This is a genomic window from Clostridium prolinivorans (genome assembly GCF_004011155.1).
Lineage (GTDB): Bacteria > Bacillota > Clostridia > Clostridiales > Clostridiaceae > Clostridium_AT > Clostridium_AT prolinivorans.
This window is the reverse complement of the sequence record NZ_RJWG01000026.1, coordinates 1-14902: the sequence shown is the minus strand read 5'-3', so window position 1 is coordinate 14902 and position 14902 is coordinate 1. Positions and strand designations below refer to the sequence as shown.

9 protein-coding genes and 3 pseudogenes are annotated in these 14902 nt (G+C 41.7%); 3 read left to right on the top strand and 9 right to left on the bottom strand.

Going from position 1 to position 14902, the window contains the following annotated elements; translation table 11 throughout:
- Together EGD97_RS11880 and EGD97_RS11875 are read right to left on the bottom strand one after the other, a co-directional pair.
- Nucleotides 1-304: pseudogene (locus tag EGD97_RS11880) on the bottom strand (sugar ABC transporter permease); the annotation flags it as partial.
- Nucleotides 305-378: 74 nt separating this feature from the next.
- Nucleotides 379-2106: a type 2 periplasmic-binding domain-containing protein gene (locus EGD97_RS11875; RefSeq protein WP_127837522.1), complete on the bottom strand. Its 1728-nt coding sequence runs from the start codon at nucleotides 2104-2106 to the stop codon at nucleotides 379-381.
- A 245-nt stretch (nucleotides 2107-2351) separates the two neighbouring features.
- Here EGD97_RS11875 and EGD97_RS11870 point away from each other — a divergent pair, with 245 nt between their 5' ends.
- Together EGD97_RS11870 and EGD97_RS11865 are read left to right on the top strand one after the other, a co-directional pair.
- Nucleotides 2352-3473, top strand: coding sequence for a response regulator transcription factor (locus EGD97_RS11870; protein ID WP_127837521.1), 1122 nt, complete (start codon nucleotides 2352-2354; stop codon nucleotides 3471-3473).
- Nucleotides 3470-5176 (top strand): cache domain-containing sensor histidine kinase, encoded by a 1707-nt coding sequence (locus EGD97_RS11865; protein ID WP_127837520.1) that lies wholly within the window; start codon nucleotides 3470-3472, stop codon nucleotides 5174-5176. Before EGD97_RS11870 ends, EGD97_RS11865 begins: the two co-directional genes overlap by 4 nt.
- Before the next feature lie 56 nt (nucleotides 5177-5232).
- Here EGD97_RS11865 and EGD97_RS11860 read toward each other — a convergent pair whose 3' ends face one another.
- The 4 genes and pseudogenes from EGD97_RS11860 to EGD97_RS11845 all read right to left on the bottom strand — a co-directional run bounded on the left by EGD97_RS11860 (nucleotide 5233) and on the right by EGD97_RS11845 (nucleotide 10236).
- A complete protein-coding gene (locus EGD97_RS11860) occupies nucleotides 5233-8133 on the bottom strand; it encodes a DUF6273 domain-containing protein (RefSeq protein ID WP_127837519.1) in 2901 nt (966 codons plus the stop codon).
- 17 nt (nucleotides 8134-8150) lie between these two features.
- Nucleotides 8151-8594 carry a DUF6930 domain-containing protein gene (locus EGD97_RS12840; RefSeq protein ID WP_456064399.1) on the bottom strand — a complete coding sequence of 148 codons (444 nt, stop codon included), beginning with the start codon at nucleotides 8592-8594 and terminating at the stop codon, nucleotides 8151-8153.
- 114 nt (nucleotides 8595-8708) lie between these two features.
- Nucleotides 8709-9181: pseudogene (locus EGD97_RS12835) on the bottom strand (DUF7309 domain-containing protein); the annotation flags it as partial.
- Between the two features lie 158 nt (nucleotides 9182-9339).
- On the bottom strand, nucleotides 9340-10236 hold the full coding sequence (locus EGD97_RS11845; protein ID WP_127837516.1) for a helix-turn-helix domain-containing protein: 897 nt from the start codon (nucleotides 10234-10236) through the stop codon (nucleotides 9340-9342).
- A gap of 108 nt (nucleotides 10237-10344) precedes the next feature.
- Between EGD97_RS11845 and EGD97_RS11840 the strand changes: the two are divergent.
- Nucleotides 10345-11124, top strand: a pseudogene (locus tag EGD97_RS11840) (glycoside hydrolase family 127 protein); the annotation flags it as partial.
- Here EGD97_RS11840 and EGD97_RS12815 read toward each other — a convergent pair.
- From EGD97_RS12815 to EGD97_RS11830, 3 genes are all read right to left on the bottom strand, one after another.
- Nucleotides 11013-11447 carry a phage major capsid protein gene (locus EGD97_RS12815; protein ID WP_407643156.1) on the bottom strand — a complete coding sequence of 145 codons (435 nt, stop codon included), beginning with the start codon at nucleotides 11445-11447 and terminating at the stop codon, nucleotides 11013-11015. The pseudogene EGD97_RS11840 and the gene EGD97_RS12815 sit on opposite strands and share 112 nt — an antisense overlap.
- Before the next feature lie 178 nt (nucleotides 11448-11625).
- Nucleotides 11626-11784, bottom strand: coding sequence for a hypothetical protein (locus EGD97_RS12470; RefSeq protein ID WP_164850217.1), 159 nt, complete (start codon nucleotides 11782-11784; stop codon nucleotides 11626-11628).
- 229 nt (nucleotides 11785-12013) lie between these two features.
- Nucleotides 12014-14317, bottom strand: coding sequence for a phage/plasmid primase, P4 family (locus EGD97_RS11830; RefSeq protein ID WP_127837515.1), 2304 nt, complete (start codon nucleotides 14315-14317; stop codon nucleotides 12014-12016).
- Between the last annotated feature and the right edge of the window lie 585 nt (nucleotides 14318-14902).

Genomic DNA, 14902 nt, shown 5'->3' with positions numbered 1-14902 from the left:
CATTTAAAAGAATTGAAAAAGCAATGGCCATAAAGGTTCCAAGGAGGATTTTCCCTAAGGCTATGGTCAAGGTATTTCCAATTACCTTTCCTATGTCGGGAAGTTGTAACATATAAGAAAAGTGTTTAAGGCCAACAAATTCCGAACCCCTCAGGCCTTTTGCCGGAACGAAATTCTGGAAGGCCATTATAATTCCCACCATTGGAATATAGCTGAATACTATGAGAAAGAATAGACCGGGCATCATCATAAGATGATACTTAAATTCGGTTTGTCTTTTCCTGCGCTGCGTCATACTTGTCATTACGATCCCTCCACTCTGTTGAAAACAGCCATCCTCTTATTTTTTGAGACATGGCTGTTTCTACTAATCTATGCTTATTTAAGCTGTTCTTCTATTTCGGCTATGATCTGCTCTCCACCCATTGAGTACCAATCCTTAACGAACTTGTTAAAGCCTTCTTCCACATCCACTGCCCCAATGGCCATCTTGATGAAGATTTCTTCTTCTAACTTTCCAAGGTTACCCCAGTTGGTTTCCATAGTTGGTGTAGTTTGTGGGAACACCGGTGTCAGCCAATTAAAGGTACCCTTTTCTGTTAGGGTCTGAATTAATTCTATCCCCTTCATACGAGAGTGGAACTTAGACCAATCAGTAACATCTGCCTTTGCAGGATCTTCCATATACTTCTTTACATTTTGTATAACATTCTTAGATTCTGTTGTTCTTACATCTTCTATGGCAATTTCGCCCTTTACCCCTCTTTCGATATCGGAATAGTCATCCAGCATTGAGGTGTAGGGGTTAACTTCTATATTGAAAGGTCTAACGGACCCGTCAACACCGTCTTTTAGGTATTTAGCTACTTCAGGATAGTCTGTCTCAAGTGTCTTGGAGTTCATCATCACATCATAGAATAAGTTTGCAATCTTGATGGCAGCTTCCGGATGTTCATAGCCTTTTCTAACTACGATATATCCTCCGGTGGCATCGTTATGCTTTACATTAACCTTACCATTGCTATCTTCAATGGCATAGCATTCAAAGGTTGCCTTGCTGTCTATGGCACGGACATTGCTTAGGAGCCAGTCCGGAATATGCCATGTACCAAAGGTAATACCGGTTTGGCCGTTAGCCAGCAGGGCTGTGATGTCGTCCCAGGTTCTCACACCCAATTGTGGATCTACAAGACCGGACTTAAACCATTCAGCCACTTTTTTCATAGCTTCCTTAGTCTCCTGTGTTGTAGAACCGTAAACAACCTTGCCATCAACATTTAACCAAGTCTTTGGATAAGCCCCGTAAGCATAGGCAATGGAGTTTATGCTGTAAGTACCGTCCGGGTCACTGGAAGTTAGCCAAGGTGCAAAGGCCATACCTACAACGTTGTCGGCATTTCCTGGATTCTTAGCCATGAATTCCTTTGCTATGGCTTCTAGTTCACTTATAGTAATGCACTTGTCACCGTCTTCGTCTATCTTTAGTCCCAGCTTTTCTGCCCAGTCACTGCGGATCCATACTTCGCTTGGACCTGGGTCCCCGTTAGTGCCAGGAAGAGCCATTATCTTACCGTCAAAGGTCACATTTTTTAAGGCACGTCCGTCATAGGAATCATATACCTTTTTAAGGTAATCGCTGGCATAGGTGTTATATACCTCAGTCAAGTCTTCTATCAAGTCGTTCTTATATAGCTCTCTTAATTCATCTAAGGTTGATACCTTCATCATATCCGGTAATTCAGCAGCGGATATGGCCAAAGATACCAGTCTATTATAATCGTCACCGTTGGCCTCAAATTCGTCCTCAATTTTTATGTTCAGCACGGACTTTACCCAACGAGTATAGGCATTGTTTTCGTAGGTGTCTCCATCAGGCAGCTTTGGATTTTGCAAGGTCTGCCTGCCCATAGTAATTGTAATTTCTTCCTTGTATGGACTTAGTGGACCATCTTCTTCCCCGGCAGCACTGCCGTTTTGTGATGTTTCGTTGCCTGTTTTTTCAGGCTCTTTACCTGTATCCTTTCCACCGCAGGCTGCCATGGAAACTGTCATGGAAACTGCCAGCATAGCAGCTCCTATATGCTTTAATAAAGCTCTTCTCTTCATGCTTAACCCTCCATAAATATATAAATCCCAAGTTTTAAATACTATAAAACCTTTTCAATGGCCACTGATCAGCTTAACCTAAGTATACTATTCCCTTAGGTCCATCGTAAATAAAAGAAATTCCACATTTATATCACTTTTTCTATATCCTGCTTTTGGTCAATTGTTAAGGGTTTCATAAGGTGCTATACTGTAAATGTAATTAAAGCGGTAATAATAAGAAGCCATCGAAAGGAGCAAGTGATATGTACAGACTCTTAATTGCAGATGACGAAAAGGATGAACGGGATGTGATTCAGTTCCTGCTTAACAAATATGGTTTTGAATTTGATGTTCTTCAGGCTTCTAACGGTAAAGAAGCGGTAAACATTTTAATGGAAGAGCCGGTGGATATTCTTATTACAGATATAAAGATGCCCTTTCTCAACGGTACTGAGGTTGCAGCAAAGGCTAAAACCATAAACCCGGATATTGAAATTCTCTTTTTCAGTGGTTATGACGATTTCGAATATGTTAAGACTGCCCTATCTTTGCATGCTGTTAATTACATCCTAAAGCCGGTGAATCCTGAGGAATTTAAAAAATCCATCGGGGAAATATTGGATACCATCATAGCCAGAGAGGCTGCCAGGGCAGAATCAGAGAAATATATAAAAGAATACTTTTTTAGTAAAAGTAAGAATATGAACAATGCCGGTTTGAGTTATGAAGATAAAGTTTCAGATGAAGAGGACAACCTTCTCCTGAAAAATATTGAACAAGCTATTAAAGAAAAGAATCCGGAAGGGCTGGCCAAGAATGTTAACCTGCTGCTGGAAAAGTACAAGGGTTCCCTAAAGGCCTCCCATATTTATGTCCGCTATCTTTGCACTACCGTACTTTCAATTTTGATTGATGCCCTTCCCGGCGCCGGCAAAGAAGATTTTAAGCAAGCTGCGGAAGAGGTTTACTCCTACAAACATTTTTCCCATATCAGAAAATTGATAGAAGAATATCTAAATAAGGTCATGGACCAAATGAAGGAGGAAGAGAATTCTCCAAAGCATGCCATCCACCTAGTAAAACAATATATCCATGCCCATTACAAGGAGGACCTGAGCCTTAATCTGCTGGCGGATACGGTATTCTTAAGTCCTAAGTACCTCAGCAGCGCCTTTATCCATGCAACGGGCATCAGCCTAAATAAGTACATTAAAAATGTGAGGATGGACAAGGCTAAAGACCTGCTCCTGACCACCAATATGAAGATTACAGACATTGGCCCCTCCGTTGGTTATTATAATGTGTCCTACTTTTGCAAGTGCTTTCAAGAGGAGTTTGGGCTTACACCGGATAAATACAGACAGAACAGGGGTAAAATTCAATGAAGCGTATGAAGACCTTTATAAAAAATCTCAGTTTCCGCAAGAAGATCCTCCTCATAAGTCTGGGCGTGGGTTTAATCCCAATCATTTTGCTGGGCACTTTTTCTTATGGGCAAATGCGTCAGCTGCTCATAGAGCGTGAATACAGGGCCCTAAGAGAATCCCTGAACCAGGAAGCTAAAACTTTAGACTATAAGTTGGAATCTTACTTGGCTGCCATGAACCTCATTGTGTGGAATGAAAGTATGCGTTACAGTCTTTCCAAAAACTATAGCAACAACTACGACATGTACCTTACCTATAGGGATGTAATTGACCCCATGTTTCACACCCTTAGAACCCTTAACGGTACCATAGACTCCATAACTATATACACCGATAATTCCATCCATCCCCATGGGGACATTTTGCGGCCTCTTTCCGATATCAAGGAAGCCCCCTGGTATGGATCAGCAGAGAATTCCAATACACCTTTTTTTGTATTTTCTGAAAACAACCGTAGGCTCCTATTGGTGTGCAAGTTATATTACAGGCATTCAAACTATACCAATATTATTTGTATGTCTATAAATTACAACGGTCTATTTAATACCATAAAGGGTCCTTTTGATGAATCCTATGGCATTGCCCTGCTTGATAATGCAGGTAACGCAGTTTTTCAATATGCCAATTTCCCCAATGCCAAGGAAAACTACAGGTTAACTCCACAGGAATTGCAAGGGTCATCGCTGAACAAAGGCAGGACCTCAAAATATGTGGTTGAAAGTACCGGACTATCATCGGTAGCTTGGACCGCCTATCTCTACCGGCCCGTTGAGATAGTATCTGCCCCGGCAAATAATATTACCTTTATAGTGGTGTGCATCGTTTTTCTCAGTCTCCTCATAATTCTTTTAGCCTGTGTAATGTCCTCCAAGGTGATAGTTAGGCCCCTGAGGGCCCTGCACAACAATATGAAACTCATTGAGCAGGGAGACTTGACCATTACCGTAAAGCAGACTTCATCTGATGAAATCGGCCATTTGATTCAGGCCTTCAGCCACATGGTGGAGCGGTTAAAGTATTTGATAGATGAGGTCCTGCGCAGTAAAATTGCCCTGCAGGAGTATGAGATGAAGGCCCTGCAGGCCCAGATCAATCCCCACTTTTTATATAACAGCCTGTCCTTGATAAACGGGAAGGCCATTATGACAGGCCAGGAGGATATAAGCCAGATGGCCCAATTGCTGTCTACCTTCTACCGCACAACCTTGAACAAGGGGAAGAACTTGATATCCGTGAAGGATGAACTCCAAAACACCCGGTCCTATGCAGAAATTCAAAAGATGATGCATTCCGACTCCTTTGACATTGTTTATGACATAGATGAATCCATGTATTCCTACACCATGCCCAATCTGCTCTTGCAGCCCATTGTGGAAAATGCAATCCTCCATGGCATTGACCATAAAGAAACTCCTGACAGAGGAGTACTTACAATATCCTGCTATCAGGAGGAGGACCGTCTTATCTTTAAAGTTATGGACAACGGATGCGGCATGACAGAAGACCAGTGTGAGGCCATCTTGACCTCGGAAAGCCCCGGCTACGGCATCCACAATGTCCACCATCGCGTCCAGCTATACTATGGGTCTGAGTATGGGCTGAGATACAACAGCACTAAGGGAAGGGGCACCTGTGCCACCCTTACTATTCCGAAAAGGTAAAAGGGACAAAGGGACGTTGTTGCTGTCCCTGGGACAGCAACAACGTCCCTTTGTCCCTACTGATTGTAAAAACTACACTTAGGCAGGGCCTTTTTCAGTGCTATTATATCTAAATTTCTGATCTCATTATTGTATAGGTTCAGGTTTGTAAGCTTAGTCAATCCATGAAGGACACTGATATTTTTGATTTGGTTCCCTTCCACATAGAACCAGGTTAGGTTGGTCAAGTTCTTAACTGCACTTATATCAGTGATCTTATTGAAGTTTAAGAAGAGCTTGTTCAAATTGGTTAGGCCCTGTAAAGGAGTTATGTCACTGATATTGTTATTGCTTAGTGAAAGATATTTTAGGTTTTTCAGTTCCTTCAAAATACTGATATCACTGATTTTATTGTTATCCAACCTAAGGTCTGTCAAATTGGTCAGGTACTTTAGACTGCTTAGGTCTGTGATGGACATACCTGTTCCATTGAGGCTAGTCATGCTTTGAAGTTCACTCTTGTATAAGTCTCCGGTTGGTTTGTTTAGGGCATTTCTTATGGCTTTTTCCAAGTTTTTATCCTTTATGGTCACCACTTGTTGCATGATGCCCGTTTGGTTCTTAGCGTTTTTGGCCCATGCTGCAACTGCCGGGTCCACAGCCTTCTCAAGGTCTGCAAATAGGGCTTGGGCTACAGATTTATCCGCATAGGATCCGGATTGTACTGCCTTATTGTGGGCCTCAATAGCCTTGCCCACAAGACTTTCCTGTAACTCCTGTAAAGTAGCTAGATAGTTATTCTTCAACTTATCCGGTAGATCCGGGTCCATGGCAGTTCTGATGGCATCGATGTCTGCTTGCCTCATAGTATTTTTCGCCTTAGTTACGGCACTGTTTACCTTGGCCAGTATTGGCTGCTGCACTGTATCTACTTGAGCTGAGAATATGCCGATAGCCCAGTGAGCACTGGTTCCCTTTAAGGCTTCTATGGCTGCTCTGGCAGCATTGATGGACTTTTGTGTTTTGGTACTCTTTGCATTTTGAACTGCTGCATAGGCCTTTGCATACAAGGCATTATCAATTTTGCCCTCATCCGGTATATAGGGGTCATCAATAGTTCCCTTTCCGGACTTATAGGTTCCGGACTTTAAATTTAAGGCCGGTACAATACCGCCGCTGTAGTAGCTTGCATTACTGCTGTAGATAAAGCCGTCACTGTCCTGATGTCTAACCCCGATGGCATCATCAGTACAAGCAACCCTGAGCCAGTAATACCAATAGTTGTTGGTGTTTAGGTCACTTTGCTTAAACTTACTGTTGTCTACAGCCTGCTGGGTTGGTTTTTTCACATAATCGAAGTCTCTTTTATATACATATTCATAAAGTTCCTTTATATCCAGTAAATAAACCTTGTCTGTCACATTTTTATAGTAGACATCATCGTAATTTTGAACCCAATCTCCGATGTTCTCATTGTACACATGATCCTTCACTGTTCCCCCATCCCTCATGTGCTTATCCAGGTCTGAAAGGATTGTCTTATGGGTTACCGGCAGGATAAGATTTAACTCAGCTTGGGTAAAGTTACTTAAAAAGCCCGGTTCGTCTGCATAGGGGTTAGTGTGAACCGCCTTGCTGTTAGGAGCCTGGGTTGAATACTTTACCTTCTTATCGCTGCTGTTTAACCATTCACGTATATTTGAAGTTATCCAGTTGTTGCTGCCGTATGCCTCCCGGAATTCCTGGGGGGTGCTTGGACTTGTACTTCCTTTACGAGTATGTCCATTCCACCCGCTCTCCGAGGCATCATAGGATTTTAGGGCCAAGATCCTCTCTGAGAACAACATGGGGAGCCCATTGCTGTCTAGGTTGATTACCCTCCAAAGTATAGGCTTGCCCAAATAAGACCCAAACTGTACATAGTCACCCACCTGCATGGTGGCAGCTCTATTGGCCGGCGTGTTAGAAGCCGTATTTGGCTTTGCCGGAGTTGATGGAACATACTTCACATAATCACCTGGTTTAATTGAATCCTTTGATGCCGTAGGTATATATGGATCATCTATGGTTCCCTTACCGGATATGTAGCTAGCAGATTTCAAATTTAGGGCCGGAGCAATTCCCCCGCTGTAGTAATTTGCATTACTGCTGTAAACAAAGTTATCGCTGTCCACATGTCTCACATAGCTTGACTGCAGTGCACAGGGCAGTCTCAGCCAGTAGTACCAGTAATTATTGGGGTCTAGAATCTTATACTTGTACTCGCTTTGTTCAACGGCTTCCTTTGTAGGCTTCTTAATATATTCATATCCCCTCTTATATACATAATCATAGAGTTCCTTAATATCCAGAAGATAAACCTTGTCGGTCACATTTTTGTAGTAGGAAACATCATAGTTTTCCAGACTGGTTATCATATTCTCATTATATATGTGCTTTTCACTTCCGCCGGTCTTCTTACCCTTGTCTATGTCAGCTAAAATTGCTTTATGGGTTACAGGCTTGATGGCATTTCTTTCCGCCTCGGTAAAGTTACTTAAAAAGCCCGGTTCAGCATCATAGGCATTTTGACTTACTGCTGCCTTTGTGGGTGGCTGGGTTGTGTATTTAACCTTGGCATCGCTGCTGTTGAGCCATTCTCTTATGTTTGAGTTTTCCCACTGGTTGCTGCCGTATTTTTGTCTTGCTTCATCTGTAGTATATGGATTACTGCCTGTTCGGTAATACTTACCGCTTTCAGCCGCATCATAGGCCTTTATGGATATTATTTTCTCCGAAAATAGCAAGGGTGACCCATTTTCTATATTAATTACCCTCCAAAGTATGGGCTTGCCCAGATACTTACCAAATAGGACATAGTCACCGACCTTCATGGTACCGGCGGCATGTACCTGATTACTATTTTGATTAGTGGGAATTATTAAAGTGGTTAGGATAAAAATAACCGCCAAGAGAAAAATTGATACTTTTTTCTTCATAATTCATTCACTCCATTTCAAAACATTGCCCTGTTTGCCATTTCAGTTATCATATCATCAATATTCCTAAGCTGATTGACCTTCTTTAGATTAATACCGGCCTTTTGGCAGAAGTCCTGCAGTATTGCCACCATCTTATTATCTCTGACCTGTATCTCTTTAGGCACTCCATTGCTAAGGCACAGATTAATCAATTTGTTAAGTGTAACATTAGCATCCTCATCCATATCGTCATATACATCCACATCCACGATGAGTCCATTATTTTTGTCTGCAATGACGAAAAGTCTTGGAAAGTATCCTCTTTCCGACCTGCTCTCCCGCACAGGATAGGGTGTGTAGCACACATCTATCTGCAGGGAAACACTGCTCCTCTTTCCTGACTTTTTTATCCTATATAAAAGAACTTCATCATCAATTTCTACCGGATCGTATACAAGCTCCGGATAGGGTAGTTGCATCTCCTTATTCTTCCACTCCAGGGCGCCATTTTTTAAATTGCTGTATCTTAAAATGGTCTTCCCTTCATTTAGAAGCCCTTCTAGTTTTGCCGGTTCCACAGTATCTATAACAGCAAGGACCTGCCTAAGGGCATGGGTTAAAAAGACACATTCCTCACTATTTATATACCATGGGACATAGCCCGGTTCAAACCTCCTAAACACAGGCCAAGCATTTTTACCGCGAAAAGACAAGCCCATCTCTTTTATTTGCTTTCTATCTTCGCTGGTCAAAAGCACCCTGTCTTCAAAGGAACACATGATGCAATTCTGATAATGTAGTATTTGATGACTTGGTATCAGATCTCCCTTCTGAGCTAATTCATTATAGCCGTGGATACCTGAATCCCCAAGAAAAACCCCAGGCCAAAATGGTCGCCACCATGGCCCATGATTGAACAATAGCCTATGGTTTTATCCTCTGGATTTTCCACACATATAAGCTCAGGCACCAATGGATTATTCCAGGGTTTGGCCTTTTTAAATGCGACCGCTGCCTCATACAGGTCTTTAAGCTGCTCATAAGTCGGCAAGTCATATTTCCTCATTACGTCTTCTCCTTTTACATATTTTATCTAAAAGTTTATACTAATGGTATTATGAACAAAATTATTATATTTGTAAATAGCTTTATGAAATAAAGAGACAAAGGGACGGAGTTTTCGTCCCATTTTTTGTGGGACGAAAACTCCGTCCCTCTGTCCCATCAAACATTGTTTATGTAAGTCCTATAATAGGCATTTCTAAATTCTGTTGGAGTCAAGTTTTCATAGTCCTTGAAAAGCTTCATAAAGTATTTCTCATCCTTAAAGCCGCAGGAATAAGCAATCTCCTTAATGCTGGCTTCCGATTGGGTCAGCAGCTCTTTGGCTTTTGCCACCCTCATGCCGTTTATATACTTTAAGGTGCTCACCCCAAGGTGTTTTTTAAACAATCGTGTGAGGTAGTCCTCATTGAAGTTAAACCTTTCAGCTATTTCCTTAACAGATAAGTCCTTTTGCAGGTTAAGGCGAATCCATTCCAGTATGTTAATGAACTTCTTATTGTTAATGTCTGCTCCCTCTGCAGCTTTAAAGGTATTATCAATAACCTGCTGGGTCAGCTCTATCATTATAAGAGTAGATAGGTAGTCAGCCGCCAATTTGCTGTAATAACCGGACTGGGTTATATGAAGGAGCTGCCTGAATAGGATAATTACCTTTTCCGGATTTTCCAGGGAGAAAAAAGTTGGGATAGACATGCTTTCATGCACCTTGCTGAAATAGGGGTTTGTCTGCAGTGGGGCCAGCTCTATCAAGGCTTCTTTCTCCTGAAGGATGCTGTACTCATCCTTACATAAAAAGTGCATCCAATAAAAAGAGGTTCCCGCACGGGAAGGTGAATATCCCTTATGAACACGACCAGGAAACAATAGCAGCACTTTCCCTGGTGTAACCTCATATTTTTCATGGTCCTGCTGTATGTAGGCAGTGCCGTTTATGCCAATGATTATTTCAAAGTTGTCGTTGATTCTTTTCATGTGGGACCAATTTTCTTCAGAGATAAAATTCCCACAGGCCACAAAATTTAGAGGTTCTGATATATTAGTCTTCAAATAATCCATGTCGGATTTCACCACCTAATCTACTTTTTCAGCTGTTGTTGGTCATATGAAAACATTATAACATAAGTATATAAGATGTGTTAGGGAGGAATTAAAGTGGACAAACTCATGTATTCAAAGCCGGTTTCTTTGAAAAATGTAAATATTGATGATAAATTCTGGTCAGACTACCAAAGGCTTGTGAGGGAGGTTGTAATCCCCTATCAATGGGAAGCCCTTAATGACAATGTGCCGGATGCTGCCCCAAGCTATGCCATAAGAAACTTCCGCATTGCAGCCGGAGAAGAAAAGGGTGAGTTTGGCGGCATGGTCTTTCAGGACAGCGACGTGGCCAAGTGGCTGGAAGCTGTGGGATATAGCTTGGCCATTAATCCCGATCCTGACCTGGAGGCCCTTGCAGATAAAACCATAGACTTGATAGAAAAGGCCCAACAGCCTGATGGCTATCTAAACACCTTCTTTACCATAAAGGCCCCTGAAAAAAGATGGACTAACCTCCAGGAATGTCACGAGTTATATTGTGCCGGCCATATGATGGAAGCTGCTGTGGCCTATTATTATGGCACAGGTAAGAAAAAGCTACTTAATATAATGTGCCGTTTTGCAGACCATATTGATTCAGTATTTGGCACTGAACCCGGAAAACTAAGGGGCTATGACGGTCACCAGGAAATAGAGCTTGCCCTGATTAAATTATATAAGGCTACAGGGGAAGAAAAATATCTTAAACTGGCAAAGTACTTTATAGATGAAAGAGGTCAAGAACCCCACTTCTTTCAGCAAGAATGGGAAAAGAGAGGCAGGATTTCCCATTGGTCCGGTAGAGTTAGCGACAAGCCAAATGAATCCTCCCACCAGTCCCAGAAGCCTGTCCGTGAACAGACAGTAGCGGTTGGACATGCTGTTAGAGAGCGGTTTAGCTTGACAAGAGATGCCAGCTTGTATGATTTCACCAGAAACTGTGTAAATGTATCGGCACTTTCGGGGATTGGATCTCCGTCTTCAACCCAATCTGCTGTACCCGTTGAGGATACCGCTTGAATTTTACCTTCTGCAGAAGATAGATTGATAACAGTAGCAAATCTGCGGAATATATTCACCTTTGCCAAAGCAGTGTTAAAGCCTTCTCTGAACTCATCTGGTGCGACATAGGCTCCTGCATTATCAAAGCCCTCGCTTAGATTTTGATTATTTTCTTCTTTTCCTTTCATAACATTCCAAAACGCTCTATTATAAGTTGTTGATGTTGCCATAATCCTTTACCTCCTAAATTAAAATTGATTGTGGGGTATATACCACGTTTGAAACTGCGTTTTTTTACGCGTTGCCCCACGCCCGTTACACAAATAAACAGGTGTGGAGATTTGACCTCCCCTATGGGGATAGAAACTAAAGCCATCCTTGCTTTGTGCAATAATCTATCACTTCTTTATAGCTGTAATAGACACTGCTGGAATATCCATGCACGATACACCAGTGCGGAGGGTCTGCATTTTTACTACGTTGAATAATTACTGGAGAGCCTTTTGCCTGTGGTAGTATAAACATTCCTTCATAATGCTCTGTATCAAAATCGCTAGGGTTATAGGATTTGGAAAGTCTATTTTTAATCATGTTCTGCGTCCTTTCTTTCTATGTTGAACACATGGGGTGAAAGCCTGTAATATCAATGTTTTTAAGCTTTGTAGCAAGATGTAGCAGGTAAAAACTAAACTCTCTATACGAGAGCGTTTTTTCATATAACCTGTTTTACTTGCTACAAGCTGCTACAATGTGTTTAAATAAGAAGAAATTCTTCTTCAGTCAGCTTATATCCGATAAGCATTGTGGTCATTCCACCACCAGAACGTGGTCGTTTCCGTTCTACACGGGCAATAGCTGTTAATGCTTGTTTAAAGTTTCTTGCATTCTCCGAATAACATCCATTGGCACTACACCACCGCTGATACCGGGCATACACTTCGGATGTCCGCACCTCACTGTTAGGACTTTCCTCCAAGGCATCCTCGAAAAATAATGCTATTTTATCGCTGTCACGTTTATAAGCCTCCGTTGCTGTCTTAACAGAATCAGGTAAAGTCAAGCCTTCCTTCTTTAACAACTGATAGCCTTCAATTAGCCAGTTGAGGATAGCGCTCTGATTCTTCGCTTTGGCGAATTCACGTTTTAGGTTTTTATCCTGCTCGCTTTCATCAAAGTGTCGTTCAAAAGGGATAATCACCACTCTGCCACTGGAAAACAGCGTCATATCCGTAATAACGGGCAGATAATTGGTGTTGATATACAGCTTAAACTTTGGCGAAAAGTCAAAAGAATTCTCATGTAGAAACCTTGCGTTGATGGTGTCACCACCCGTCATGCTTTTTACCTGTGCAGCATTTAGGACAAGTCCTCTGCTAGGTTCGGAGATATTCACAAAGCGTACTCCTGCAAGCCGGGCAATATCTTCACTGGGACTTGAACTGTTATTGTTCTTTTTCAGACTGATAGTCTCCGGCCTTGCGGTACAGCCATAACTACCTAATACCTTAAGAACGCTCTCACATAGCGTACCTTTACCGTTTCGAGTTGTAGCACCATAGAGAACAAACAGGCATTCATACCGAGTGTCTCCGCTGATACTGTAGCCAAAGGCTTTTTGGAGGAATTTTGCCTTTTCCTCATCTCCGCTCATAATCTCATGAATAAATCTATCCCATCGCTCGCTTTTTGCTTCTGGATCATACTTAACACCAGATATCTTTGTGAGTCTGTCCTCGCTGTTGTGGGGACGAAAATCCATAGAAAATAAAAACAATGTTCCATTAGCACAATTGAGCATAAGCGGGTCTTGGTCAAATTCAGCCATTGATATGGGATATACGTTCTGTGCATCCTTAAGAACCGTTTCTCGGTATCTTCTTGACTGCCACTTTCTGCAATAGTCAATGTATGCCTTTCTTTGATGTTCATCCTGAATAGTCAAAGCATAGGTTAGCAGTTGGTTAGCCAATGATTTACACATTTCCATCACTTTGAGATTACCGACATCAGGAATCCAAATGCCATTCTCATAGCAAAACCACATTTTCCTTTCAGGAACATAGCGGGCAAAAGGTTTATAATAATCAGCAAACAACCTGCTTGCTCCAATATCCGTCCAAGGGTAGCGATTGTTACTCTCAGGCTTAAAGCCAGTAAGAGAACATTCACCAAAATCTTCTGCAGCTGATAAACGCTTACCACCTGGTTTGTATATTTCAGTAGCATTTGCGATAGCTTTTTCTATGGTTATCATTCCATAAGTACTACCGGACTGTGGTCTATTCCATTTATCCCGCATTAGGCCGCTTTTTCGGAAAAGTCTGTCCATCTGTCCAATATCCCTGCCACACCAAAATGCCAGCATACCGCAAAGTGCCAAATCAGCTTCACTTGAAGAAGCATAGCCTGACGTATCTCCTTGCCATAATGCTTTGAATTTTTCTCCATTTGCTGATTTTAATGCCTTCTCAATAACAGACTTGTCAGACAGATAGGATCGGCTTTCTGTATCCAGTAGTTGCTTCACAGGGGTAGGACACAACATATACTTGTCTAGTATCATCTGTAGTTCATTCGATTTCTCCGATATATCACCATCTACAAATACATTGCCTGTTACGGTAACAAAACGATTTGTTGCTCCAGCCACATAAACCTCAACTCCCAGCTTTCTGTTATTGATATAGTATTTTGTTTTGTCAAAGTCATAGTCAGTGGCCTTAAAGAAAATATGCAACCCTTTCCCAGATGGACTGTGTTCCATATAGCAACCACTAAAAGCGTCTACAACACTTTGGGAAATAGGCTTAAGCTTACCGCTGCTATCAAAGCAATCATCTAAGTCGATAACACATATGTCATTACCCACCAAAAATCCGATACCGTCATAATCACTTATAGCAGCTACCGCCGAACTAAAATCTTTAAATGTACCACGTTGATTTGGTTTTGCCCTTTTTCCTGTTATCGGGTTATAGGGAACTTTGGTTTTTCTACCACTTCGCTCTTCATATTTCCAACAGCAAAACTGTGGCTTACTTTTAAGTATCTGTGGCAAGTTATCATATTGTGTTTTCAGTTACTTCACCTCCTTGCCTTTTATAAATGACCCGAAACACTACTGTTCCAGAGGGTTTGCCTTGTTTGACACAACCTCGTTATCTTTCAAGGAATACGCTCGGAATTATCGTCATGGCATATTCTGCTTGAAGTATCTCTTGCATTTCGGGGTATTCAGTTGTCAAGGAGCAGTGAGAGAAAAACTATGCTTTCATTGATTGTCCATGAGAAAGGCAAATCCACAGAGTATTTTTAAGGCAATTTCCTCTCATCATGCACAAGACACAAGCCTGCAGTTTGAGTACAGGAACAAATATTTCTGTGAATTGCTTTCCTCTACTAATAGCCGAAATTATTAACCCCTTAGCTATGTGCCTCATTAATTTTTAACTTGGAAGCTAATGGGGATTATTTTTCCTCTCACCTTATAGCCTTGGTAGAATACATTAGTTGAGGATTTTCTAAAAATAATTTTCTTCCTCATCCATAAGCGAAGAATTCTATTGATTCGAACCTCTAAAATAAAAAACAGCCTGTCTTTTTTCTAAGGTAAAGACGGCTGTAATGCTTATGCTTTTGCTCA

Bases quoted from the DNA above. Each gene is read 5' to 3' on its own strand.
- EGD97_RS12470 (WP_164850217.1), bottom strand. From the start codon at position 11,784: ATGTTTATACTACCACAGGCAAAAGGCTCTCCAGTAATTATTCAACGT.
- EGD97_RS11845 (WP_127837516.1), bottom strand. From the start codon at position 10,236: ATGGATTATTTGAAGACTAATATATCAGAACCTCTAAATTTTGTGGCC.
- EGD97_RS11860 (WP_127837519.1), bottom strand. From the start codon at position 8,133: ATGAAGAAAAAAGTATCAATTTTTCTCTTGGCGGTTATTTTTATCCTA.
- EGD97_RS12840 (WP_456064399.1), bottom strand. From the start codon at position 8,594: ATGCAACTACCCTATCCGGAGCTTGTATACGATCCGGTAGAAATTGAT.
- EGD97_RS11865 (WP_127837520.1), top strand. From the start codon at position 3,470: ATGAAGCGTATGAAGACCTTTATAAAAAATCTCAGTTTCCGCAAGAAG.
- EGD97_RS11875 (WP_127837522.1), bottom strand. From the start codon at position 2,106: ATGAAGAGAAGAGCTTTATTAAAGCATATAGGAGCTGCTATGCTGGCA.
- EGD97_RS11870 (WP_127837521.1), top strand. From the start codon at position 2,352: ATGTACAGACTCTTAATTGCAGATGACGAAAAGGATGAACGGGATGTG.
- EGD97_RS12815 (WP_407643156.1), bottom strand. From the start codon at position 11,447: ATGAAAGGAAAAGAAGAAAATAATCAAAATCTAAGCGAGGGCTTTGAT.